The 23,665-nt window shown below is 57.0% G+C and carries 18 protein-coding genes and 1 pseudogene; 8 read left to right on the forward strand and 11 right to left on the reverse strand.

Annotation, left to right across the window (positions count from 1 at the left end; all coding sequences use genetic code 11):
- The first annotated feature begins 47 nt into the window (after positions 1-47).
- Both DX909_RS02810 and DX909_RS29870 read left to right on the forward strand, forming a co-directional pair.
- Positions 48-1,169: a helix-turn-helix domain-containing protein gene (locus DX909_RS02810; RefSeq protein ID WP_128543531.1), complete on the forward strand. Its 1,122-nt coding sequence runs from the start codon at positions 48-50 to the stop codon at positions 1,167-1,169.
- Positions 1,170-1,299: 130 nt separating this feature from the next.
- Positions 1,300-2,745 (forward strand): annotated as a pseudogene (locus DX909_RS29870) (nitrilase-related carbon-nitrogen hydrolase); the annotation flags it as partial.
- A gap of 86 nt (positions 2,746-2,831) precedes the next feature.
- Here DX909_RS29870 and DX909_RS02820 read toward each other — a convergent pair.
- On the reverse strand, positions 2,832-3,434 hold the full coding sequence (locus DX909_RS02820; RefSeq protein WP_128543533.1) for a phosphatase PAP2 family protein: 603 nt from the start codon (positions 3,432-3,434) through the stop codon (positions 2,832-2,834).
- An 11-nt stretch (positions 3,435-3,445) separates the two neighbouring features.
- Positions 3,446-4,417 carry a tryptophan--tRNA ligase gene (trpS, locus tag DX909_RS02825; protein ID WP_128543534.1) on the reverse strand — a complete coding sequence of 324 codons (972 nt, stop codon included), beginning with the start codon at positions 4,415-4,417 and terminating at the stop codon, positions 3,446-3,448.
- Positions 4,418-4,573: 156 nt separating this feature from the next.
- On the opposite strand from trpS, the gene DX909_RS02830 reads away from it, so the two are divergent.
- Positions 4,574-5,284 (forward strand): DUF2461 domain-containing protein, encoded by a 711-nt coding sequence (locus DX909_RS02830; protein ID WP_128543535.1) that lies wholly within the window; start codon positions 4,574-4,576, stop codon positions 5,282-5,284.
- An 11-nt stretch (positions 5,285-5,295) separates the two neighbouring features.
- On the opposite strand, the gene DX909_RS02835 is transcribed toward DX909_RS02830, so the two are convergent.
- On the reverse strand, positions 5,296-7,386 hold the full coding sequence (locus DX909_RS02835; RefSeq protein ID WP_128543536.1) for a TonB-dependent receptor: 2,091 nt from the start codon (positions 7,384-7,386) through the stop codon (positions 5,296-5,298).
- Positions 7,387-7,658: 272 nt separating this feature from the next.
- Between DX909_RS02835 and DX909_RS02840 the strand changes: the two genes are divergently transcribed.
- The 5 genes from DX909_RS02840 to DX909_RS02860 all read left to right on the forward strand — a co-directional run bounded on the left by DX909_RS02840 (position 7,659) and on the right by DX909_RS02860 (position 13,751).
- A complete protein-coding gene (locus DX909_RS02840) occupies positions 7,659-8,651 on the forward strand; it encodes a sensor histidine kinase (RefSeq protein ID WP_206512956.1) in 993 nt (330 codons plus the stop codon).
- A 16-nt stretch (positions 8,652-8,667) separates the two neighbouring features.
- Positions 8,668-9,714, forward strand: a complete 1,047-nt coding sequence (locus DX909_RS02845) for a sensor histidine kinase (protein WP_229310921.1) — start codon at positions 8,668-8,670, stop codon at positions 9,712-9,714.
- A gap of 33 nt (positions 9,715-9,747) precedes the next feature.
- Entirely contained in the window at positions 9,748-10,806 is a 1,059-nt protein-coding gene (locus tag DX909_RS02850; protein WP_128543538.1) for a sensor histidine kinase, read from the forward strand.
- 136 nt (positions 10,807-10,942) lie between these two features.
- Positions 10,943-11,719 (forward strand): LytR/AlgR family response regulator transcription factor, encoded by a 777-nt coding sequence (locus DX909_RS02855; RefSeq protein ID WP_128543539.1) that lies wholly within the window; start codon positions 10,943-10,945, stop codon positions 11,717-11,719.
- A gap of 601 nt (positions 11,720-12,320) precedes the next feature.
- Positions 12,321-13,751, forward strand: a complete 1,431-nt coding sequence (locus DX909_RS02860; RefSeq protein ID WP_128543540.1) for an SGNH/GDSL hydrolase family protein — start codon at positions 12,321-12,323, stop codon at positions 13,749-13,751.
- Here DX909_RS02860 and DX909_RS02865 read toward each other — a convergent pair.
- The 8 genes from DX909_RS02865 to DX909_RS02900 form a co-directional block, all read right to left on the reverse strand.
- On the reverse strand, positions 13,702-14,193 hold the full coding sequence (locus tag DX909_RS02865) for an SRPBCC family protein (RefSeq protein ID WP_128543541.1): 492 nt from the start codon (positions 14,191-14,193) through the stop codon (positions 13,702-13,704). The two genes, DX909_RS02860 and DX909_RS02865, sit on opposite strands and share 50 nt — an antisense overlap.
- Positions 14,194-14,261: 68 nt before the next feature.
- A complete protein-coding gene (locus DX909_RS02870) occupies positions 14,262-14,624 on the reverse strand; it encodes a hypothetical protein (protein WP_229310922.1) in 363 nt (120 codons plus the stop codon).
- Positions 14,625-14,775: 151 nt separating this feature from the next.
- Positions 14,776-15,354, reverse strand: coding sequence for a Crp/Fnr family transcriptional regulator (locus DX909_RS02875; RefSeq protein ID WP_128543543.1), 579 nt, complete (start codon positions 15,352-15,354; stop codon positions 14,776-14,778).
- A 37-nt stretch (positions 15,355-15,391) separates the two neighbouring features.
- A complete protein-coding gene (locus tag DX909_RS02880; RefSeq protein ID WP_128543544.1) occupies positions 15,392-16,531 on the reverse strand; it encodes an FAD-dependent monooxygenase in 1,140 nt (379 codons plus the stop codon).
- A gap of 363 nt (positions 16,532-16,894) precedes the next feature.
- Positions 16,895-18,235: a sensor histidine kinase gene (locus DX909_RS02885; RefSeq protein ID WP_128543545.1), complete on the reverse strand. Its 1,341-nt coding sequence runs from the start codon at positions 18,233-18,235 to the stop codon at positions 16,895-16,897.
- 181 nt (positions 18,236-18,416) lie between these two features.
- On the reverse strand, positions 18,417-20,684 hold the full coding sequence (locus DX909_RS02890) for an aconitate hydratase (protein ID WP_128543546.1): 2,268 nt from the start codon (positions 20,682-20,684) through the stop codon (positions 18,417-18,419).
- Between the two features lie 205 nt (positions 20,685-20,889).
- Complete coding sequence (locus DX909_RS02895) at positions 20,890-21,666, reverse strand: glycosyltransferase family 2 protein (RefSeq protein ID WP_128543547.1); 777 nt, start codon at positions 21,664-21,666, stop codon at positions 20,890-20,892.
- A gap of 75 nt (positions 21,667-21,741) precedes the next feature.
- The gene (locus DX909_RS02900; RefSeq protein ID WP_445479329.1) at positions 21,742-23,460 is read right to left on the reverse strand and encodes an LIC_10190 family membrane protein; all 1,719 of its coding nucleotides are present in this window, start codon (positions 23,458-23,460) and stop codon (positions 21,742-21,744) included.
- Positions 23,461-23,665: the final 205 nt, after the last annotated feature.

The raw sequence follows: 23,665 nt of genomic DNA on the forward strand, positions 1-23,665 counted from the left end.
AGGTAGGGAAATATTCGTAGTTTCGGGTGAATCGTTGCATCTTTTGTATGTCGTTCACCGTAACCGACCTGATTCTTTGCCTGATTATCTTCCAGCTGCTGTTCGTCAGCTTTTTTCTTTTCACCCATCCCAAAGGCAAACGGGTCAGCAACCGGCTCCTCGGCAGCTTTTTCCTTTCCATCTGGCTCAATATCGTCGATAACTTCCTGCTGATGAAGGGAGTATACTTCCGTTTCCCGTCCTGGGGGCTGTGGGGTATGAACCTGTCCCTGTTGTTTGGGCCACAGCTATACCTGTACGTTCGCTCGGTCGTTTACCGGGATTTCCGTCTGAAACCCGTTCACCTGCTGCACACGGTCCCCTTCCTGCTGCTGACCTTCCTGTCGTTGTCCGGCTATCATCAGCTTTCGGAGCCGGAAAAGCGCCGGCTACTCAGCGGCATCATCGACCGGAACCTGCCCACTGGTTTCTACGTCGTCTCGCTGGGGATCTTCCTCCATTTTTCGGCCTACCTGCTGCCGGCCTTCCGGCAGGTCCGCAAGTACCGCCGGACCCTGATTACCAGCTACTCCAACCTCGGCGGCAAGAACCTTTCGTGGCTGTCCTGGACGATGGGTTACCTGCTCCTCTTTTTCCTGCTCAGCGTCCTGAACGGTTTTCTTTCCGGTACCTCCCTGGCGGGTTATTATTTCGGGGTGCTGCTGGTGCTGCTTCTGAGCCTGTTCGTGTTTGTCAATCAGTTTTTGCTGAAAGCGCTCCGCCAGCCGGATTTTTTCCAGGGACTGGAGGACGCGGGGCCACCCCTTCCGGAAAAAATTCCGCATCCCGACCAGAAGCCGCTGCGGGAACGGGTGCTCCGGTTTATGGTCGAGCAGAAGCCGTATCTCGATCCCGAGCTGACGCTGGAAGAACTCGCCCGGCAGTTGTCACTCCGGCCGAAGGAGCTTTCCCTGCTAATCAACGACGACCTCCGGCAGCACTTTTTCGATTTCGTCAACCGGTATCGGATCGATGAGGCCAAACGGCTGCTGGCCCATCCGAAAGACCCCGGCGTCACGGTGCTGGAGGTGATGTATCAGGTCGGTTTCAACTCCAAATCCTCCTTCAACACCCTGTTCAAAAAATACACCGGGCAGACGCCGTCCGAATACCGGAAACAGCAGGCCTGAACCGCCAAAACCGCGTTCGACTTCCGGCACGCCTAAAGTCGAACTGAAAAAATGCGTTCGACTTTGCAAACCCGGACGACTTTGCTTCCACCGACAGGCAGTTTTGGGCCATCATTCAACCCAGACCGCCATGCTTTCCAATTTTTCATTCACCCCAAAATTTCAGGTACGATTTGCCGTATTCTGCCTCCTTGCCGGTTCAGTCGCCCAGGCGGCATTGTCTCCCAAATGGCTGGTTCCGGCCGCGGCCTGGATTGGACCGGCCCTGCTTCTCTGTTACTCCCGTACCGGCGCGATCCGCGGGAAATGGGGGTGGATGTTCGGCGCGCAGCTGCTGACGATTGCGGTTTCCCTGTACGAGGTAGCGCCTTTCCCGATGGTCGTGCTGGCGATCATCACCCTGATGGGAAGTTTGATCTCGCTCGCGGTATTCCGGCTGGATGCCTGGTGCACCGGCCGGAATATGGGTCTGGCCGGCACCCTGTTTTTTCCGGCCCTCAGCACGGCCCGGGAATTTCTGGAATCCGGCTCCGAACAGGGCGTCTGGGGCTCCATCGCCAACTCACAGTATGCATTTCCCTGGCTGGCGCAACTGGCTTCCGTCACCGGACTGTGGGGCATCAGTTTCCTCATTTACTGGTTCGGGTCGGTGGCGGCCTGGGCCGTCCTTTCGCCTTCCGGCCCCAAAACCGCATTCCGGGGCCTGGCTTTGTATTCGGTCGTCCTGGCGGGCGTCCTCCTTTTCGGTGGGATACGCTATGAAAGCGAAGCACCGCCGACCGGTAAAACCCTGGCGGTGGGTGGGCTGACGGTTTCCAGCCTGCCCTTCCTGACGGCCCTGCACCGGGACGCCACCGGAACCGACCTCCGTCTCGACCCAAAAATTTCACAGACGGCCCCGGAGTTTCAGGCCGTCAATCGTTCCTTCGGCGCTTTTATCGAAAATCCGGATCCCAATCGCTTTCGGTACGGCTTCACAGTTCTCCAATCCCTTCATGATCAACTATTTACCCTTTCCGGTAAAGCCGTCCAACAGGGTGCAAAACTCGTCATGTGGTCGGAAGGGAACGCCCTGGTTCTGAAACCCGACGAACCGGCGCTCCTTGCCCGGGGAAGGGAGTTCGCCCGTAAAAACCGGGTTTATCTGCTGATGGGGATCGCTTCCATCGCGCCGGGCCGTATCACGCCCGACCGAAAATTTCTGGAGAACCAGACCGTTCTGATCGGCCCGGACGGCCGGATCATCAACCGGTTTTTTAAAAACCACCCGGTCCCCGGCGTCGAACCCAGCCGGATCGGCGACGGCCAAATTCCGGCCATTTCGACCCCTTACGGCCGGATAGCGCCTTCCATCTGTTACGATGCGGATTTCCCGAACACCATGCGGCAGCTTGGGCGGAAAGGCGTGGGACTTCTCCTGTTGCCCTCGGGCGACTGGTCCGCCATTTCACCTTACCACTCGTTCATGGCGGTATTTCGGGGAATTGAAAACGGCTGCTCCATCGCCCGTCAGGTCAACGGGGGCTTATCGCTTTTCACCGATTACCGGGGTCGGATTTACGGCAGCCGGGACTTTTTTCAGGGCGGAGAAATTCTGACGGTGACGCGGGTCCCGGTTCAGGCGGTCCGGACGATTTATTCCCGCTTCGGGGACTGGCTGGCTTACCTGTGTCTGGTGTTCGTGGCCGTATTGCCGGCCTGGCGGTTTTTCAGGCTCCGGCCGAGCCACCGGAATACGGTGACGGAAACGGTCGCCATCAGCACCCCGACGCCCGCTCCCGCCAATACGTCCAACGGGTAATGGGCACCGACGTATATCCGACTGTATGAAACAAGGCCGGCCCACGCAAAGGCCCATCGGAGCGAGGGAAACCGCCGGCCCAGCAACAGCCACAGGCCCATCGCCAGGGCGAAGGAGTTGGCGGCATGGGAGGAGGCAAAGCCGTAGGTCCCTCCGCATTCCAGCACCGGATGGAGGAGGTTTTTCAGGCCCGGTTCGTGGCAGGGACGCAGGCGCAGGGTCAGCGGTTTCAGCAGCGCCGAGGCCGTCTGATCACTGAGCGCGACGGCCGCCACCAGGCTCAGAATCATCCCGACCGCCTGTTTTCGGTAAAGCCGCACCAGCCAGGCAATCAGCAGGATATATAAGGGAATCCAGGTGTTGCGCTCCGTCGCCAGGACCATGATCGGGTCGAGCCACCCGGCATAAAGGCCGTTCAGCCGGAGAAACAGGTCGGTGTCCAGGCGATTGAGCGCTTCCCCCATGGCCGACGAGATCAATAGCCCAGTTTCCGGCGAACGCGGGCGATGGTTCGGGAGGCTATGGCCCGGGCTTTTTCCTCACCGGCCCGCAGTTCCTTTTCGAGCGCTTCGTCGTTTTCCATGTAAAAGGCAAACCGCTCACGGGGCTTGGCGAAAACGCTCAGGATCAGTTCGTACAACTCTTTTTTGGCGTGTCCATACCCATAACCGCCGTTCAGGTAGTTCTGTCGCATCTGCTCCGTCTGTTCAGGAGTCGCCAGCAGTGAATACAACTGGTAGGTGATGTCCGCGTCCGGATTTTTGGGCTCCTCCAGCGGGGTGGAATCGGAAACGATTTTCTTGATGACCTTGTAGAGGTCGTTGGCCGGCTGAAATATGTCGATGTAGTTGTTGTACGACTTGCTCATCTTCTGACCGTCGATGCCGGGAATCGTCATGATCCGCTCGTCGATGCGGGCTTCCGGAAGGATGAAAATCTCCTCGCCCACCTGGTTGTTCAGGGCGGAGGCCATATCCCGGGTCATTTCGAGGTGCTGTTTCTGGTCCTTCCCGACCGGAACGATGTGGGCGTCGTACAGCAGAATGTCGGCGGCCATCAGGCAGGGGTAGGTAAACAACCCGGCGTTGACGTCCGAAAGCCGCTCCGACTTCTCCTTGAACGAATGGGCGTTGGCCAGCATCGGGTAGGGTGTAAAGCAGCTCAGGTACCAGGCCAGTTCGGTATGTTCCGGAACGTGCGACTGCCTCCAGAAGGTATTCTTCGCGGTATCCAGACCGAATGCCAGCCAGGCCGAAGCCACCGCGCGAATAAATTCCCGGCGGGTTTCCCCGTCCTTGATGGAGGTGAGGGAATGGAGGTCGGCGATGAACAGAAATGATTCGTTTTCAGGCTGTTTGGAAAGTTCGATTGCGGGTTTGATGGCACCCAGGATATTTCCCAGGTGCGGCCGTCCGCTGCTTTGAATACCGGTCAGAATGCGAGACATGAAAGGGAATTGTTGAATTGGTGAGTTGTTGAATTGTTGAATGAATTGCGCTGCCTCCCTTGATTTGCAGAGCCAATTCAATCATTCGGCAATTCAACAATTCAACAATTGGTTTTCCTGCAAACTTCGTGATTTCTTGGTAGCTTTGAAATACGTATGAAAACGAAAACTGCTGCGGAATCGCAATTCACTTCTCAATCACTTGACTTCCTGCGTGATCTGGTTCAGAACAACAACCGGGAATGGTTTCAGGCCAACCGGAGCCGCTACGAAGCCGCCAAAAAGGAACTGACCGGTTTCGTGGGCCGCCTGCTGGAGGCTGTCTGCCGGTTTCAACCGCTTCCCAATACCGAAGTAAAAGATTGTATTTTCCGCATCAACCGCGACATCCGGTTTTCGAAGGACAAATCGCCCTATAAACCGAATTTCGCGGTGGCCATCGGGCCGGGCGGGCGGCATTCGGGCCGGATCGATTACTTCCTCAGCATCCAGCCCGATGGAGAAACCTTTCTCGGGGCCGGGATGTGGCAGCCCACCCCCCAGCACCTGACCAAATTCCGCCAGGAGGTCGACTACAATCCGACCGAACTCAAACGCATTATCGAAGACCCCGAATTCCGGGCCTATTTCCCCGAAATCTGGGGAGAGACGATGAAAACCGCACCGAAAGGCTACTCCGCCGATCATCCCGACATCGACCTTCTTCGCCGGAAACAGCTCTTTTTCATGCACCGGTATTCGGACCGGGAGGTCACCAAACCGGGTTTCGCCGACGAGGTAGCCAGAGGCTGCCTGCTGATCAGACCTTACTGCGACTATTTGAATTACCTGTTCTTTGAAGAGCAGGAAAATTCCATTACGCTCTGAATTACCGATCATTACCAGCGGACCGCCAGCCGAACCCCACCGAGGAAATTTCGGCGGGGAGAGGCATTGAAATACCGGCCGCCGAAGGCATTCAGGTCGTAGCCGAGGCTATAGCTCTGGTCGAGCAGATTATCTCCGCTCACGTAGGCGTCCAAAGTCCAGCGCCGGGCGAAGGCGGTCCGGTAGCCCAGGGTGGCATTCAACAGCCGGGCCACGCCGGAACGGGCCGTCCCGGCATCATCCAGCGGAAACCGGTCGATGAATTGATGCGTCACGAAGGCATACAGGCCGAGCCGGGTTTCGGCGTCGAACCCGGTGACCACCACCACGGGCGGCACCCCCGTCACGCGGTTTCCGGAAACGTCCACGGTGCCCTGGCGATAGTTGCGGAAGCGGTAATTGGCCAGGGTGGTGTTGTTCCAAAGCCGCGCCGACCGCCAGAAATCTCCCGTCCGTCGGGCCGCGAAGTCATACGACAACTGCGACTCCAGCCCTTTCTGATCCGTTCGTCCGGCATTGACGAAAAACTCCGCCCCGCTTTCGACGGAACGGCGGACGATGGTTTGCCGAAGCTGAAACCGATAGGCCACCAGATCGTACCGGAACCGTCCGGCCTGGCCGCGCAGCCCTACCTCCAGATTGGTGCCCCGTTCGGGTTCAAGCGTCGGGTTAAAGGTTCCCTCCGAAGGCCGGACCTCCTGAATGGTCGGCGCCGAATAGCCGGTACTCAGACTGCCGTAAACCGACAACTCCGGCCCGAACGTTTTCAACAGTGCCAACCGGGGCAACCAGACCGGGTCGAAACCGCGGGGCTGGGCCGTCACCGGCCGGACCGAAAACCGGGTGAACCGGTAGGCCACCTCGTTTCGGCTCAGGCCCACCGTAGCGATGACCCCAAGGGGCAGCGTAGATTCGATCTGGGCGAAAATGACCGACTGCACGGCACGCAGTTCATCGTCGGACTGGAGGGTGTCCGGGCGGCCGGCCTGATTCCCGTAGTTTCGGTTGACGGTGAAGTTATGCTGCCATTCTCCTCCGAAGACGACCTGCGTCGGCAGTCCCTCCCGGATGGCCTGCCAGCGCGTAACCGTCCGCCCGCCCACGCCCTGATCGGCGCGTAATTCATAGTTGGTAATGAACGGATTGCGGAAGTCGGTCAGCGAGGTGTAAACGACGGTCGTATTCTGAATGCGGTCGCTCCAGCGGTAGTTGTGGGAAATGCCGAGAAAGCCGTTTTTCTGGTAGATGGCCGCCCGCTGGCCGACGCTGCCCGGAACCACCCGGGTGGCGGGTCGGGCCTGGCGGGGATCGGCCCGGTATTGGGCTTCGGTCAGACCTCCCGGGGTTTGGTAGTACAGGTCGGAGTAAAAGCCGAGAACGGATAGGGTCTGTTTGGGATTCAGAACGAAAGTGCCGGTCAGGTTCAGGTTATCGCGGGTCATGGCGCTGTTCTGCCGGTAACCATCCGCTTCTAAATGGCCGTAATTCAGGGTGATGGCGGCATTGTTGCGGCCGGTCTGAAGCGACCAGTTATGGCCGAGCAACCCGTAATCACCCACCGTCAGACCGGCTTCCGCCCGGTTTTCCCCGGCCGGAACGACCGGGCCGCCCAGCAGCAGCGTTCCGCCGGTATTGGCCCCGTACAGACTACCGGACGGGCCTTTGATCACCTCGACCCTCCCAATGGAACGGACATCCAGTGCGTTCAGGTAGGTGGTCCCGCCCGCGTCGGTCAGCGGAATCTCATTCCAGTATACTTTGACGTTCCGCACCCCGAAGGGGGACCGGATCAGACTGCCCCGGATGGAAAGCCGGTAACTCCCGGGCGAACGTTCATCCATTCGAACGCCCGGCAGGGTATTGAGCGCCGGCACGAACGACGGGGTTCCGAAGCGACGGTTCAGGTCCCGGGGCGACAGCAAACCCACGGCCGCGGCCGTTTCCATCAGCCGCCGGTTCGTTTCATAGCCTTTCACGGTCACTTCCTCCAGCTGAATGGTATCCTGCAATGCGCCCCCTTCCGGGTCCTGAGCCCGTGCCGGGCCGGCGAAAAAGACGCCGAGCAGGCCCAAAGCAACCAACCTCACGTGTAATCCTGTCATGGGACTTGTATGATCAAAATGAAATTTCCTGTGATTTTTCTGCAAAGATCAGCACGGATCGTCAGGAAACCACTATGGGCGGCCCGGGAATTTAAGCCTTTAACAGCCCCTACGCTCAATTCATCCATCAATCCGGCGGTTTCAGTCAGATCACCCTGAAGGGGCATTTTACCGTTTTTTACTTTTGTATCCGTAAACTGATAAAATGAATAATGACTTTGGAACGGCCTAACGACAGATGGCTCCGATGGATTGGCATTCCGCTGATTGTATTGCTGGGGAACCTGCTGTACCTCCAGGAATATAATTATAACCCCGTCTGGTATTTCAGCTGGGTTATTTTCGGGATCGCCTATATGACGGGTGTGTGGGAGTTGTCGCTGCGGTGGGTGCACTTCACCCGCAACCGGTTCCCGGATAACCGGCAATCGCTGCTGCGGATCATCATTACGTTTGCGGGGTATTTTACCCTGACGATCCTCTGCCAGATTCTATTCGTCTTCCTTACGGACGCCACCGGGGTGGCGCTGGTGCCGGTGACCCGGAAAGTATATGTATCCTATATTCTGGTCGGAATCATCTGTTCGCTCCTGCTGGGAACCATCTATGAGATCATTTTTTACCTCCAGCAGTACCGGCAGGCCATTGCGGAAGCGGAGGCCGTCCAGAAGGCCGGTATTCAGAGCCAGTTCGACAGCCTGAAGAACCAGGTCAACCCGCATTTCCTTTTCAACAGCCTCAATTCGCTTTCGGCCCTGATCTCGGAAGACCGTGCGAGGGCCAACCAGTTTCTCGACGAACTTTCGACCGTTTACCGGTACCTGCTGCAATCCGGGGAACGACGGCTCGTGACGGTCCAGACTGAAATCGATTTTATCCACTCCTTCTTTTACCTGCTGAAAGCCCGCTACGGAGCCGCCATCGAACTGAAGATTGCCATCGACGTGCAGCTGCTCGACGCCTGGCTGCCGCCCTTCAGCCTCCAGACCCTGGTCGAAAACGCCATCCGGCACAACATCATCCTGGCCGAAAAGCCGCTCGTCATCACTATCCATACGACGCAGGATTCGGCCCTGGCGGTGAAGAACAATATTCAGCGGAAAAACCTCCAGGTGAACAAGCAGCCGGGCGGTCTGGGCCACCTGACCGAGCGGTTTACGCTGCTTCGGCTCCCCCGGCCCCTGATCACCGACGACGGCCGTGAGTTTGTGGTCCGTTTGCCCCTGATCGTCAAAGGTGCCGATTTTTTGGTAAATTTACCGTGATCTATTTCCAACCGATGTGGGCCTGACATTAAACCGATTTACCCAAAAGGATACGTTAATCGCGCTGATCATTCTGCCCTTCTATTACTTCCTGCTGAATTACATGCTGTTCGGGAACACTTACCTCCAGCAGCGGCATGTTTTTCTGGGGGCATCGGTGGTTACGGCGGTGATCTGGACGCCGGCCTATTTCCTGCACGCCGTCCCGGCCGTCTTCCTTCGGAAACAGTTCCCCCATGTCCGTCAGATCTGGATGCGGATGTCGATGGCGCTGGTGATTCATATTTTCATGTCCGCGCTTACCATAACGTTCCTGTTTTACTTTTACCACTGGATCCGGTTTCCGGATTACGCTTTCGATCCGGACCGGCTGCGGCTGGCCCTGACGCTCGGGGTGGTCGGCAATATCACGGCGAACATCATTCATGAGGGCGTTTATACGTTTGAAAAGTGGTCGCAGACGATCCGCGAAACGGAGCGGCTGAAAAAGATCAACCTGCAAAGCCAGCTCGACGGGCTGAAGCAGCAGGTAAACCCGCATTTTCTGTTCAACAGCCTCAATACGCTGTCCTCGCTGATCGACGAAGACACCGAGAAGGCCGGGCTGTTCATCGAGGAGCTTTCCAGCGTCTACCGGTATCTGCTCCAGACCAATGAGGGCGAACTGACCAGCCTGCAGACGGAACTGGCCTTTATCGAATCCTATTTTCACCTGCTGAAAACCCGATACGGCGACGGCATTTTCCTGGAGGTGGCCGTGGCCGACCAGTACCGCGACGCCCGGATTCCTCCGCTGACGCTGCAGATGCTGGTAGAGAATGCCGTCAAGCATAACGTCATCCTGCCCGAGCAGCCGCTTCACATCCGGATCGAAACCACCCGGCAGGGCCGACTGAAGGTGACCAACAACGTGCAGCGGAAAAACGCCCGGGTCCTGTCGAACGGCGTCGGGCTGTCGAACATTGCCACCAAATACCGGCTGCTGGGGCGGGGCGAACTGGAAGTGAAGGACTCCGAGCAGCAGTTTACCATTACCCTTCCGTTGATGACCCATGCCGGCTAACCCTCTCGCTCACCTCACCGCCCCCCCAGCGCCATGAAGCCATTTAGGGACACCCGCCTTCGCATTTTCGGGCCCATCGTTCTGATGCTCTTCGGCTCGCTGTTTTTCCGCCTGAAGTTCATCATCAGCTTCACGCCCGGCCATCTGCTTCAGTACCTCCTGGTTTCCATCACTTCCGGATATATTTGCTGGAATCTGACCCGGTGGGTGGTCCGGAGGATTCAACGGCGCTATCCGGACCTGGTGCAAACCCGCCGGCGGCTGTTCCTGCTGGCGCTGGCGTTTCCCGTACTGGTCAACATCGGTTATTTCCTGCGGTATTTCGGTCACGAGTGGCTGTCTCCCCTCCTGAACAATCCAAAACCGGCCCGCGAAGATCCGTTCATCTTGGATTACATCGAAACCGTGGGGGTCCAGATCTTTTATCATTTCATTTACATCGGTATTTACGAGGGCGTTTATATCTTCCTCCAGTGGCAGCAGACCACCACCGAAAAGCAGGAATTGCTCCGGACGCTGTGGCAGGGTAAGTTCGAAGTGCTTAAAAATCAGGTTAACCCGCACTTTCTGTTCAATTCGCTGAACACCCTTTCTTCGCTGATCTCCGAGAATCCGGCCCAGGCCGAAGAGTTCGTCGACGACATGGCCAGCGTGTACCGGTATCTGCTCCAGAGCAACGAGCGCGAACTGACCAGTCTCCGGACCGAACTGGCCTTTATCCAGTCGTATTTTTACCTGTTGAAGACCCGGTACGGGGAGGGGCTGTTTCTGAACCTGGAGGTCGACGACCGCTCGATGGACACGCTGATTCCCCCGCTGACGCTGCAGATGCTGGTGGAAAATGCCGTCAAGCATAACGTCATCCTGCCCGAGCAGCCGCTGCAGATCGACATTGCCGCCCGGGAAGGAACGCTTCAGGTCCGGAATACGCTTCAGCGGAAACATTTACGAGTCGAATCGAGCCATATGGGATTGTCCAATATTGCAGCCAAATACCGGCTGTTGTCCCAGCCGGACCCGAAAATTGAAGAAAAAGAGGGCGCTTTCGTGGTTACGCTGCCGTTGATTCAGGAACGCGTAGCCGCCCTGTGACCCGTTTTGAGCCTACAATTCATAGCCGATCCGTTCCGGTTCAAACCCGGTTTGTGCGGTTTCAGCCGACTGCCGATAGGCCGATTCCCGGATTTAACGTAATTAGTATAAAAAACATACCTGAAACCTGAATAATATGGATGTCCTGGTGATTGAAGACGAAGAACTGGCGGTTCGCAAGCTCACCAAACTGTTGCAGGAAGTGGACGACAGTATCCGGATCGTCGGAACGGCGGCCAGCGTCCGGGCATCGGTTCAATGGCTGCAGACCAACTCCGCCCCGGACCTGATCCTGATGGACATCGAACTGGCCGACGGGCAGAGTTTCGAAATCTTTGAACAGACCGCCGTCGAATCACCGGTAATCTTTACGACCTCCTACGACGAATATGCGCTGCGGGCCTTCAAGGTGAACAGCATCGATTACCTGCTCAAACCCATCAAGCGGCATGAGCTGGAAGCCAGCCTGGAAAAACACCGGAAGTTCCGGAACCAGCCCGAAACCGAAACCGGCGGGCGGCTCGCCATCGACGCCCTGGTGCAGCAACTCCGCCAGCAGATTCAGCCAGCCGAATACCGGAAGCGGTTTCTGGTCAAACATCTGTCGCAGTGGATGCCGGTGGAAGTGGCCGACATCGCCTATTTCTATTCAGAGGAAGGTGTCAGTCTGTTCCGCACCCGCAACAACCAGAAGTTCTCGGTCGATTATACCCTCGATGAACTGGAGGCCATGCTGGATCCGACGCAGTTTTTCCGGGCCAACCGGCAATTCATCGTCGATATCAACAGTGTGCAGCAGATCCACCCCTATTTCAACAATAAGCTGAAACTCACCCTCAAACCCAACCCGGAGGATGAGGTGCTGGTGAGCCGGGAACGGGCCACCGAGTTCAAGAAATGGATGGGAAAATAATAGGTTTTTATATACGATACTTTTTGCATTCGGCGCCGGCGACCATCACATCGCCGGCGTTTTTATTGCCTTTTCCGAAAGCTCCCATTGCCTGTCCCAAAAGTGGTCGATATTGTCCCAAAAGAAACTGATCTTTTCTTCCATTGTTGATACCTTCCGTTCAGGAATAAAGAAAAAATTAAATAACGGCTCGTTCTGTTTAAAAGCGATTCCCCTACGCTTTCTGCTCTATTTAATTCATCGATCTGCTCCGTTTATGTCCCGGTTTGGGGACTTTCGTTTCAGCGACTCCTTTCCGATTCTCCAACGCCAACCCGGAAAACGCCCTCCCTGCGCCTGATGTACTGACATTTTTTGCGTAAACTTGAGGCTATCCCTTCCAAAAAGGGTGGTTTAAGTTTTCATTTCTTTCATTTAATAAATTTCAATAACCCACTCCAAATGGACATATAAACGACGAATTAATCGCTCCATCGCATTGGAGACATTTCATCTGTTTCAACAAATCATTTTTCTCTGTCCGAAGAAAAAAAAGAATCCTTCCCGCTTCCGATTTCATGAGTCGGCAGAGAGGTGGTTCTTTCCTAAAATGTGTACAACTATGAAACGCGTAGTTAAGTTTTTCGGAGCGACCGGACTATTCATGGCAACGGTTTTTGGCGGTCTGTACGGGTATGACCAGTCGTTTGGCTCCGCAGACGGAATTTTAAAGGGATTCATCCTGGTCAATGTGGCGCAGGCGCTGGGATGGAGTCTCGGGACCCTTTTTATTCTCGCCCTCGGAATGACGGTACCCCACAAGCCTATCCAGAATGGATTTCTGGCCGGCACTTCCCTCCTCGTTACGGTTCTTTTGCTGGAACTCGGTGGATATTTCGCCTATGGGATGGGCTGGTTTTCCTGCTCCGCCCCCCTTTTCCGCAGGTTTTACATTCGGGAAAGCCGCTGCCGCCAGGACGAACCATTTTCCGGCGACTTCAGCGTGGCTGCGGGCCGGTGGCGGCTTCCCTGCCGTCGCCGGACTCGGGTCACCTGCACCGGGGATACCCTGATCGAAACCTCCAATCGCTTTGGCGCCTATGACCGGGAACGGTCCCTGAAGTGCCCGAAAGGAAACCGCAAACGGGTGGTCGTCCTCGGCGATTCGTTTCTGGAAGGCTACCTGGTTCCTCAGTCCGACCGGGTCACCAACCTGCTGGAAAACCGCCTGGAAACCGAACATCTGAATTTTGCCATCAACGGCACCAGTCCGATCAACTATCTCCTCACCTACCGATCCGTGGCCTGCCGGTTCGACCATGAGGTGGTGGTCATCGGTTTACTGCCCGCCAATGATTTCGAAGATTACCGGGAAGACCGAAAACCGCAGCTGGTCGAATGGCCCATTTACCGACCCTACTGGTCCGGAACCTACCCGAACTATCAGCTCCGGTATTCGCTTTCCAGCATCGGTCAGTCCATTGCGGGCGGCTGCACCAGTCCGGCGCAATTAAAAAGGGTTATCGACTCCCTGTATGCCTCCCTTTCGCTTATTGAGAAACTGAAAGCTGATATTCTGTATAATTCCCTGGTGTTTAAAGGGTTGGTTGCCCTCTCCTCGCAAAAGGTTTGGAAACAGGGCGGCTTTACGAAGTTTGAAAAATTCAGTGAGGAGGAGTTCCTGTATCTGTGCTATTCGCTTCAAAAACTGGTGGAATCGGCTCAAGGGAAAACCATCGTCCTGCTGTCGATTCCGGTCTGGTACGACCTTGAAACGCTACACCGGGGCCACCCGAACCGGCTGGACCCCCGACTGGCCGGATTCTGCCGCCGGCACCGCATCACGTTCATACCGCTCATCCCCTACTTTCAAAAGTATAAGGGCGATCTTCACCGGATCTTTCCGGAATGTGACGGACACTGGTCGAAGGAAGGGGAGCGATTCGTGGCGGATATTCTGGCTCGTCATCCGGCTTACCGGCAGGCGCTCGGGCAGCCGGAGGTCAGGAAATGGGAGGATCTCCGCCCGCCAGCCGTTTGGGCAGTTCGATGACGGGGTTGGGCGTTTCTTCCAAAAGCTGTTTCAGCCGGAGCAGATCCGCGCGGAACTGGCGCTGCAGCTGGCTGATCAGCAGGGGAGCCATCAGGCGCTGCCAGCCTTTCAGTTCGACGCTCAGTTCGTAGGTCAGGCGGGTGTCTTTCTCGACCCGTTCAAAAATCCGCTGTTCCCAGAGTTCCACCGGGCCGTCGACGCTGACGTAGGCGGTCCGGCGGTTGGGGGCGGCTGCGGTGACTTCCGCCTGGACGGTGATTCTCTGATCGAAAAGCCGGATCTCCTGCCGCAGCCGCATTCCGGTGCGGGCCATACCGGGAGCATCCTGGTTAATTTGGGAGAGGTTGCTCCGCCAGAGCAGATCATTATCGTAACAGGCCAGGATACCGTACACGTCCGCCAACGGCAATCGGATCAGTTCGGAATGACGAACGGTAATCATGAACAGGCGTTTAGGTTATTGCATGTACGGCATTTCCGACAAACCGTCTCCGGTCGATGGATCATCGGTCAGGCCCCACGTTCACTGTTTTTTACTTCGAGAATAAACCGCTCGGCCTCCGGGAGCGTTTCGCACAGTTTGGTCGGGACAACGGAATTATCCCGCAGGTACAGCGCTTCGGAAGACAGTTTGGAAAAAAGATCGGGAGAAAGAATACTGATGTTATAGCGCAGACCGGCTTCGTAGGCCAGGGGAAAGTATTCATTGACAATCCATTCGACCGATTCGGTCCAGGCGCCGTCCATTTCCTTCGTGTCATGAACGTGAAACCGGCAATCGTTTTTTCGCCCTTCGGTTCGCTGCCATTCCAGCATGAGGAGGGTCGCCCGGATGAGTTCTTCATCCGTGCAGAAACCTACCCACCTCATCATCAAATAGTTAACTGAAGGTTCAAAACTCAGGACAGCGTAAACGATTCCTTCCTCGTTCTCAATATTTTCAATGATGTTCACGGCAGACAGTTCCTTTCCACTAAAAGCAACCCACTAAGATACGTATATTCATTCATTTTTTGCATGGTCCTTACGGTGTCCTTCCTGATTCGGTGGTCTGGTACAGCGCCAGCGTTTCGACCGTAATGCCCAGGTAACTGGCCACATAGCCCGACGGGATTCGTTTCAGTACTTTCGGATGTTCCTGGAGCAAACGGCGGTACCGGGCCTCGGGGGAGTCCTTGAGCAGGGTGGCCTCCCGGCGTTCGAGCCGGGTCAGCTGATCCTGAAGCAGAATGAGGCCGAAGCGCTGCCAGGCCGGGTAGGTCCGGCAAAGATGCATCACCTCGTCATGGCCCAGTTCAAGCACCTGCGTTTCTTCCAGCGTAGCGACATTCACATGGGAAGGCCGCTGAGTGAAAAAGCTGACGAACGACCCCAGGATCGAGTTTTCAAAGACGAATTCCTTCGAAACCTCCCAGCCTTCGGCTTCGTAAAAAAGCCGGCCGCAGCCCCGTTCGATGAAGCCGATGGTTTGGCAGATCTCACCTTCCCGGACATAGAGTTCACCGGCCGGCAGAGTCCGGGGCCGGATCGCACTTTCCAGAGCGTTCTTTTCTTCGATGGTGGGTTTGATGACGCGTTCAATATTGAACAATACTCGATTCATACAGGGGAAGCGAATGAAGTAACTCCCCGTAATATACTTAAAAATCTACCTGGTACAAGGTTTCCAGCCGACGTTCGTTCATTCCGGCCGGCAGGAGCCGGAACAGGCGGTTCCGCAGCCCGGCCAGCACCGGGCTCTCCAGCTGGGCTACCTGCCCGATCCGCCGGGAAGTTTCCACGATATAATGGGTGCGTTTCAAACGCCTTTGCTCAAATCGACGGAAGGCTTCCGGAACGTCTTTGGAGCGGCTCAGCTCGTCGGCCAGGATGACCGCATCCTCGATGGCCTGGCAGGCTCCCTGGCCCATATTCGGCGTCGTGGCATGGGCCGCATCCCCCATCAGCAGCAGGTTTCCGAAGGCATAGCGACGCAGCGGCTTCAGGTCCATGATGTCGTTCCAGAGCAGGTTCTCATTGCGGGTCCGGGCCAGGACCTGCGGAATCGGATCGTGGTACCCCTCAAACTGTCTGCGAAGGTCTTCGACCGAAAACCGGCGGAAACGAGGGTCTTTGGCGGGGGCATTGACACAGGCGAACCAGTAGAGCTTCTGGTCGGCCAGCGGCACCAGACCCACCCGGCCGCGACGGCCCCAGGTTTCGGAGGCTTCTTTCAGATCCAGACCGGACCCGTCGATCACGGCCCGCCAGCACGTATACCCCGCAAACCGGGGCATGGAATCCGGCAGCAGCTGCTGCCGGATCGGGGAATGGATCCCGTCGGCCACCAGCAGGTGATCAGTCTGATGAAAAGTGCCGTCGTCGAACCGTACCAGGACGCCATCCGGGGTCTGCTCGGCGCCGATGGCCCGTTTCCCCAGAATGATCTGGCTGTCGTTCAGGTAACTGAGCAACGCCTGGTGCAATACCGACCGGTGAATGGTAAAGTTGTCGGTGCCGAACTTTCGGCTGACCGCCCGGCTGTCGGTTCGGGTCAGCACCCTGCCCTGCTCGTCCAGAATGCTGAACGCATCGAGGAGCCGCCCGGTCCGAATGATGGTATCGGAAATACCGATTTTCTGAAATGCCTTGATGGCATTGGCGGCCAGGGCCAGGCCGGCGCCCAGCGGCTTCAGGGCCGGGGCAGCTTCGAAAATGACGGGCCGGTATCCCAGCCGGCCCAGGGCGATGGCCGTGGTCAGTCCGGCGATGCCGCCCCCGATGATGGTAAACCGGTTCATTGGTTTTGTTCAGGTTAGATAGCGGTTCTGGACAGATTACAGAAGGCCCGGTTCGGGCAGCCGAAGCAGGAACCGGTCCGTTGGGCAGGGGTTTGAGCGGAAGCCGGCGACGCTTTACTTCCGGGAACGTCCTCCGGTCGGGTTGTCCTACCGTCGAAGTCCCCAGAACCGGCCTCCCGTCCGATTGCCGATGTTTGACCTGCTGCCCTTTCAGTGAATTTCATGGTTTCGTATTTGTTGTCCGATGCCGTAAAATTCAGGTACAGGGGCGGTTTCTTCAATCAGAAATCCGGTGAAACGGAAAAAGGCCGTCATGAATCGGCCCCGGCCGTTCCCAGGCCGCCCGCGGGCTGCGTTGCCTGCTTACTTTTCGAAACGGATCAGGGGCAGCGAAACGACGAAATCCTCCGCCGTTTCCTGAAAGGTGGGAGCCGGCATACCAAGGAGCTGGTATTTGGTGAGGATGTTGAGCAGTCCCTTTTTCGTGCTCTTGACCCGGTCTAACGGCTTCCGCTGGAGGTTGTTGCGAACCGTCAGCCAGCCCTGGCCGGAGGTGGAGATCCGGATCTTCAGGGGCTGATCACCGGAGACGATGTTGTGCTTGACGGCATTTTCCAGCAGGAGCTGCAGCGTCAGGGGCGGCAGCCGGTAGTTCAGGTACAGCTCGTCGACGTCGATTTCCAGGCCGATGCCCCGGCCGTAGCGGGTTTGGAGGAGGTGATAATAGGAATGGATAAAGGTCAGCTCGCGGCTCAGGGTCGTCAGTTCATTGTCGTTGTTCTGCAGGAGATACCGGTAGACACTGGCCATTTCGTCGACGAACTGTTCCGCTTTTCGGGGTTCGTCGGTAATCAGGGAGGAAAGCGAATTGAGGGAATTGAACAGGAAGTGGGGATTCAGCTGTGCCTGGAGGGCCCGCATCTGCACTTCGGACATTTCCTGCCGCAGCTGCTGAACCGAAAGCTCGGCCTCCAGTTGTTTGCGGTGGTGCTGTTCACGCTGGCGGGCCAGCCGCTGCTCCATGACGGCGGTCTTGACGGCCGCCCGGCGCTGCCGGATTCCCAGTCCGAGGGAGAAACAGACCAGTTCCAGAATGATCCCGAACTGAAAATAGGTCAGCGGGGCTTCCCAGAGTGTGACCGGGTTGTCGAAGTTGTAGCCGACGAACGTCATGACCATGGAAGTCACCCCGCCGGCCAGCAGAAAGGCCGTCCCCGAAATAAAATAGCGAACGACCGGGTCTTTCAGTTGCAGGATTCGGTAAATGCCGTACAGGGCAATGACCACGATGGCCAGCCGCATGACGGTATGGGAGCCGTGGTAAAGGCCGGGATACCAGTCGTTTGCCAGGTAACAGATCCAGAGGTGCAGGAGCAGGAAGGCCACAATAAGACCCTTGGTGTATTGAAAAAGCCGGAAAAGTCCTGGGATACGCTGCCGCAGGCCGATGAAGGCATCGGCGAAATCGAAGTAGATGAAATAGGCAATCATCGGTGCCCCGGTCCGGACGAAATACCAGTCGTTATCCGAAAACAGGTCGTTCACTTCCTTCAGCCGAAAGCCGAAATACGCCAGCCAAGTCAGCATGTAAAGAGTGTAAAGCCCGTAAATCCTCTCCCGGTAGATCACCCACTGGATTACGTTCAGCATCAGGATGGAAAGCACCATACCACCAAACATGGGCTTCCAAACTTCAAGAGACATAGAACCGGCCGAATTACGTTAGAATCAGAGGTCAAAGGTATCGAAATCCGGCCAATCTCCGGTAAAGAGTTTTAGCCGCCGGTATCGCCCGGGCCGGTCCAAAAAAAGCCCCCGACGACTGCTCATCGGGGGCCGGATATGGGGATCTGCCTGAAAGCGGCTTATCTGAAGCCTCTCAGGGTCAGGCGTTTTCCTTCTGCTTAATCAGGTTCAGCGCCGATCCGGCCTTGAACCATTCGATCTGCGTCTGGTTGTAGGTATGGTTCACCTGAAACTCCTCCTGGGTACCGTCGGCATGGTTCAGCCGGATTTTCAGCGGAACGCCCGGTGTGAAGTCCGTCAACCCGAGGATGTCGAGGGTATCGTCTTCCCGGATATCGTCGTAATCGTCCGGGTCGGCGAAGGTGAGCGCGAGCATACCCTGTTTTTTCAGGTTGGTCTCGTGAATCCGGGCGAACGATTTCACCAGGATGGCCCGAACGCCGAGGTGGCGCGGTTCCATGGCGGCATGTTCGCGGGACGAGCCCTCCCCGTAGTTTTCGTCGCCGATCACGATGGAACCGATACCGGAAGCCTTGTAGGCCCGGGCCGTAGCCGGAACCTCCGCATACTCACCCGTCAGCTGGTTCTTCACGCTGTTGGTCTTCTCGTTGTAGAAGTTGACCGCGCCGATCAGCATGTTGTTGGAAATATTGTCCAGGTGACCACGGTATTTCAGCCACGGACCCGCCATCGAAATGTGGTCGGTCGTACACTTGCCTTTCGCCTTGATCAGCACCTTGAGGCCGGTCAGGTCGGTACCCTCCCAGGCCGGGAACGGTGCGAGCAGCTGAAGACGGTCCGAAGTCGGACTGACGATCACCTGCACCCCGCTGCCGTCTTCGGCCGGAGCCTGATAACCGGCGTCTTCCACGGCGAAACCGCGGATCGGCAGTTCGATGCCTTTCGGTTCATCGAGCATCACCTCCTCGCCGGATTCGTTTTTCAGCTTGTCGGTCATCGGGTTGAAGGTCAGGCTGCCGGCAATGGCCATGGCCGTCACCAGTTCGGGCGAGGCCACGAAGGCGTGGGTTGCCGCCAGACCGTCGTTCCGCTTGGCAAAATTCCGGTTGAACGAGGTGATGATGGAGTTTTTCCGGTTCGGGTCGTCGATGTGCCGCGCCCACTGCCCGATACAGGGTCCGCAGGCGTTGGCGAGCACCACCCCGCCGATCTTCTCGAAGGTATCCAGCAGACCGTCGCGTTCGGTCGTGAAGCGAACCAGTTCGGAACCCGGCGTTACGGTATACTCGGAATGCGTTTTCAGATTCTTGGAAATGGCCTGTTCGGCGACGGAGGCCGCCCGGGTCAGGTCTTCGTAGGAGGAGTTCGTACAGGAACCGATCAGACCCACATCGAGTTTTTCGGGCCAGCCGTTTTCCTTCACCGCCTGGGCAAATTTGGACAGCGGCCAGGCCAGATCCGGGGTATACGGGCCGTTGATGTGCGGCTCCAGTTCGGACAGGTTGATCTCGATCAGCTGGTCGTAGTAGGTAGCCGGATCGGCGTATACTTCCTCATCGGCGCGAAGGTGCTGTCTGACGGCGTCGGCGGCACCGGCGATGTCGGCGCGGCTGGTCGAGCGGAGGTAATCGGCCATTTTTCCGTCATAGCCGAAAATGGAGGTGGTTGCCCCAATTTCGGCGCCCATGTTGCAGATGGTGGCCTTTCCGGTGGCCGACAGGCTTTCGGCGCCCTCGCCGAAGTACTCGACGATACAGCCCGTTCCGCCTTTCACGGTCAGGATGCCGGCCACGCGCAGGATCACATCCTTGGCGGAGGCCCAGCCCGACAGTTTCCCGACCAGCTTCACCCCGATCAGTTTCGGCATTTTCAGTTCCCAGGGCAAACCGGCCATCACGTCGCAGGCATCCGCCCCGCCGACCCCGATGGCGATCATGCCCAGACCGCCGGCGTTCGGCGTGTGGGAGTCCGTTCCGATCATCATTCCGCCCGGAAACGCATAGTTTTCCAGCACGACCTGATGGATGATCCCGGCGCCGGGTTTCCAGAAGCCGATCCCGTATTTATTGGAAATGGAAGAAAGGAAGTCGTACACCTCCCGGTTCTTGTTGTTGGCGTTTTCAAGGTCCTTTTCCGCACCGACCTCGGCCTGAATCAGGTGGTCGCAGTGTACGGTGGAGGGAACGGCGGCCTTCGGTTTACCGGCCTGCATGAACTGCAGGAGGGCCATCTGGGCCGTGGCGTCCTGCATGGCCACCCGGTCCGGCGCGAAATCGACGTAATCTTTACCCCGGTTGAAGGCCTTTTCGGCCTTGCCGGCGCTGAGGTGTGCGTATAGGATTTTTTCCGAAAGGGTGAGCGGGCGACCCACGGCCTGACGGGCTGCTTCGACGCGCTCACCGAGTTCGGTGTAAACACGTTGAATCATGTCAAAATCAAAAGCCATAGACTGAAGGAATTTAAGCAGTGAACAGAACGATGTATCTGAAAGGATAACATCGGCTACCTGAAAATCGGTTTCCGGGTTTGCGGGTCAAAATTAGATGATTTTCGGTCGAAAGTAAAACCCGCAGTGATTTTAGAAATTATTTGGACTTGTTCTCATTACCGGCAATAACCTGACGGTGCCTTTTCCCAAAGAGTATTCCGGATCAATCGACGGAATCGACGGATTCGGGCACTTTTCGGGAAACCGGCTGGAAAGCCGCCCGGCGCCTTCCGGGAAGGAGGTTGTATTTCAGAATGCAGTAGATGGCCCGAAGACCGTCCCGCCAGCCGATCTTTTTCCCTTCCTGATAGGTCCGGCCGTAATACGCAATGCCGACCTCGTAAATCCGGATGCCGGGCACCCTCGCCATTTTTGCCGTTACCTCCGGTTCAAAACCGAACCGCTTTTCTTCGAGATGGATATTTTTGATCACCTCCGCCCGGAACACTTTGTAACAGGTTTCCATGTCGGTCAGGTTCAGGTCGGTGAGCATGTTGGATAGCAGGGTCAGAAACCGGTTGCCCACCGTATGCCAGAAGTAAAGCACCCGGTGCGGCCGTCCGCCCATGAACCGCGAGCCGTAGACGACGTCGGCCCGCCCGGCCAGCAGCGGCTGAAGCAAATGCCCGTATTCGGCCGGGTCGTATTCCAGGTCCGCATCCTGAATGACGACAAAATCACCGGTGGCCCTCCGGATGCCGGTATGGAGGGCCGCCCCTTTCCCCTGATTGACCGAATGACGAACGTACTGGCAGGAAAATTCAGGCTGTTCCGCCAGGAAGCCCTCCACCACCTCCTGCGTCCGGTCCGTCGAGCCATCGTCGATTACCAGAATTTCCCGGTCCATTCCGGAGGGAAGGCTGACCGCCGAAACCCGGTCCAACAGCAATCGAATAGTTTTCTCCTCATTGAAGGCCGGAACGACAATCGATAATTTCATACGCTGATAAACGGGCGCAGTGGGGTTTGAGTTTGTAAAAGGTACCGTATTAATTAATATAGTCCCGCAATTTGGTTACAAATTCCGAGACGCCCGCTGCCGGGAACTCCGAAAACCGTCGGCCAGGGTGCGGCCCCGCATCTCGAGGTCCGGATAATAATAGGGTGAGCAGGGCATTTCCTCATTGAAACAGCTTTGTTCCAGGGGAGCGGCCCGGGGAGTCAGCACGAGCATCCCGCTCCGGGTTTCCCGTTCGATGAACATGGCCTGGCGGGTGCCCTTGTCCGTATAGGTCAACGGTCGGGGCAGGACCGCATACCGCTCTACCGGAAATCGTTCCCCTACCAGATATCGATTCCCAAAATACCCGATCAGAATGAGGGATGCCCCGGTCACCAGGCCGTTGACAACCCTGTTTCCCATCCGTCCGCGAACCGGGCCGGACACCACCGGCTGCCAGGGCAGCAGGGCCGTCAACCAGATGAAAGCGTATCCGAACCGGAATTCGGGAGCCGAAAGAAACCAGAACAGGAAACCCGCCAGCGCCACCCCATACGGCAGATTGAGGGGCCGAAAGGCGGCTTTCCGTCGCGGGCTGAAAAAGTGAGAGACCGCCACGACCGGCGAAACGACCGCCAGTGCCCAGATCGGCTTGTTGAGGGCATAATGTTCCGGATGAAACAGCCATCGCGGTATCCATTCGGTGGCCGGCGTATTCAGCAGATCCGGCTGATAATAAGCTTCATGAATCCGGAACTTGGCCCAGAAAGCCACAAAATCCTTCTCAAACTGCACCCGGTCGGCGGGGATTTTCCAGTCGAACGAAAACAGGTCGAGGGCGGGGTACGGATACAATAGATAGCCCGACAGGATGACGTTCCGGACCAGCCAGGGCACTACCAGGCACAGGCCGATGCTCCCCAGAAGCCCCCACTGCCCCGCGGTCAGTTTGCGTCGCACCGCCCAGGCTACCGTCACCAGACTCAGCGCCACCGGAATCGTGGCCAGTTTGACGGTAAGGCTCAGGCTCACCAGCATGACCAGCAGCACCAGACGGAATGAAAAAACCGGTTTGATTTCCAGCCAGATCAGAAAAACAGCGACCGGAAGCAGGGTGGCCCACAGGTCAGGGGTCGGGGAATATACCTGCCGGATCAGATAATACAGGATCAGCAGCAGGATCGCAAAAGCCGGCCAGCGGTAGGGTCCTCTCGAATGGGCCTGATTCAGCAGGCGCCAGCTTACCAGCAGGAACACGAAGCCGTTCAGCGGAAACAGGGTCTGACCCACCAGGTCAGTCAGACCGAAGGCGGCCGAAGCCACGAAAAAACTGGAGTTGAAGGCCAGCCGGCCGTGCAGATTTCCCAGCCCCGGAACGACCCGAAACCGTTCGTACCACCGGATCGAGGGCAGATGATACAGCCCGCTGTCGGCGTTGGCCGGGCTTAGGGTGGAATAAAGCAGGACCGTCAGCACGAGCAGGCCGAAAACCGGTACCAGCCGCTGTTTCTGAAAAAACTGGCGGCCGTAAGTTCGGACCTGGTCCGAATACCGGAAGGTGATCAGCACGGCGCCCGCCAGCCAGACCGCCGTCAAATTAGAGTTGGCGGGAAAAAACAGGGAAGCAATCTGGACATAGGCCACCAGGAGGCAAAGGCCGGCCAGTACGAAGTCGCTGCCCTGGACCGGTTCGGCGGGTTCGCGGAAACGCCAGAGCCCCGTTGTCTTATAAAACAGGAAACCGTAGGTAAAACAACCGTAGGTCGCTAAGGCCCACAGGAAAAGTAAAAGCATCACGGATGGAAATGGAAAATGGCGACGGCTCATTTGCACCCGGGAACCGCCAAAAAACCCTGAAAATTCCTTCAAGGTTACTCAATTTAACCATACCGTAACCACAAAAAACCGCTTTTCTTTTCTGAACGAACCGCCCGTACAAATCGTTATTCAATTACGATTATTACCTGCCCATCCGGTCGTTCCCTACGTCAGACTTGCA

The sequence above is a fragment of the Larkinella soli genome (assembly GCF_003703975.1).
GTDB lineage: Bacteria > Bacteroidota > Bacteroidia > Cytophagales > Spirosomataceae > Larkinella > Larkinella soli.

Excerpts from the sequence above, each read along its gene's own strand:
- DX909_RS02810 (WP_128543531.1), top strand. The coding sequence starts at position 48 with ATGTCGTTCACCGTAACCGACCTGATTCTTTGCCTGATTATCTTCCAG.
- DX909_RS02820 (WP_128543533.1), bottom strand. The coding sequence starts at position 3,434 with ATGGGGGAAGCGCTCAATCGCCTGGACACCGACCTGTTTCTCCGGCTG.
- trpS (WP_128543534.1), bottom strand. The coding sequence starts at position 4,417 with ATGTCTCGCATTCTGACCGGTATTCAAAGCAGCGGACGGCCGCACCTG.
- DX909_RS02830 (WP_128543535.1), top strand. The coding sequence starts at position 4,574 with ATGAAAACGAAAACTGCTGCGGAATCGCAATTCACTTCTCAATCACTT.
- DX909_RS02835 (WP_128543536.1), bottom strand. The coding sequence starts at position 7,386 with ATGACAGGATTACACGTGAGGTTGGTTGCTTTGGGCCTGCTCGGCGTC.
- DX909_RS02850 (WP_128543538.1), top strand. The coding sequence starts at position 9,748 with ATGAAGCCATTTAGGGACACCCGCCTTCGCATTTTCGGGCCCATCGTT.
- DX909_RS02855 (WP_128543539.1), top strand. The coding sequence starts at position 10,943 with ATGGATGTCCTGGTGATTGAAGACGAAGAACTGGCGGTTCGCAAGCTC.
- DX909_RS02860 (WP_128543540.1), top strand. The coding sequence starts at position 12,321 with ATGAAACGCGTAGTTAAGTTTTTCGGAGCGACCGGACTATTCATGGCA.
- DX909_RS02865 (WP_128543541.1), bottom strand. The coding sequence starts at position 14,193 with ATGATTACCGTTCGTCATTCCGAACTGATCCGATTGCCGTTGGCGGAC.
- DX909_RS02870 (WP_229310922.1), bottom strand. The coding sequence starts at position 14,624 with ATGATGAGGTGGGTAGGTTTCTGCACGGATGAAGAACTCATCCGGGCG.
- DX909_RS02875 (WP_128543543.1), bottom strand. The coding sequence starts at position 15,354 with ATGAATCGAGTATTGTTCAATATTGAACGCGTCATCAAACCCACCATC.
- DX909_RS02880 (WP_128543544.1), bottom strand. The coding sequence starts at position 16,531 with ATGAACCGGTTTACCATCATCGGGGGCGGCATCGCCGGACTGACCACG.
- DX909_RS02885 (WP_128543545.1), bottom strand. The coding sequence starts at position 18,235 with ATGTCTCTTGAAGTTTGGAAGCCCATGTTTGGTGGTATGGTGCTTTCC.
- DX909_RS02890 (WP_128543546.1), bottom strand. The coding sequence starts at position 20,684 with ATGGCTTTTGATTTTGACATGATTCAACGTGTTTACACCGAACTCGGT.
- DX909_RS02895 (WP_128543547.1), bottom strand. The coding sequence starts at position 21,666 with ATGAAATTATCGATTGTCGTTCCGGCCTTCAATGAGGAGAAAACTATT.
- DX909_RS02900 (WP_445479329.1), bottom strand. The coding sequence starts at position 23,460 with ATGCTTTTACTTTTCCTGTGGGCCTTAGCGACCTACGGTTGTTTTACC.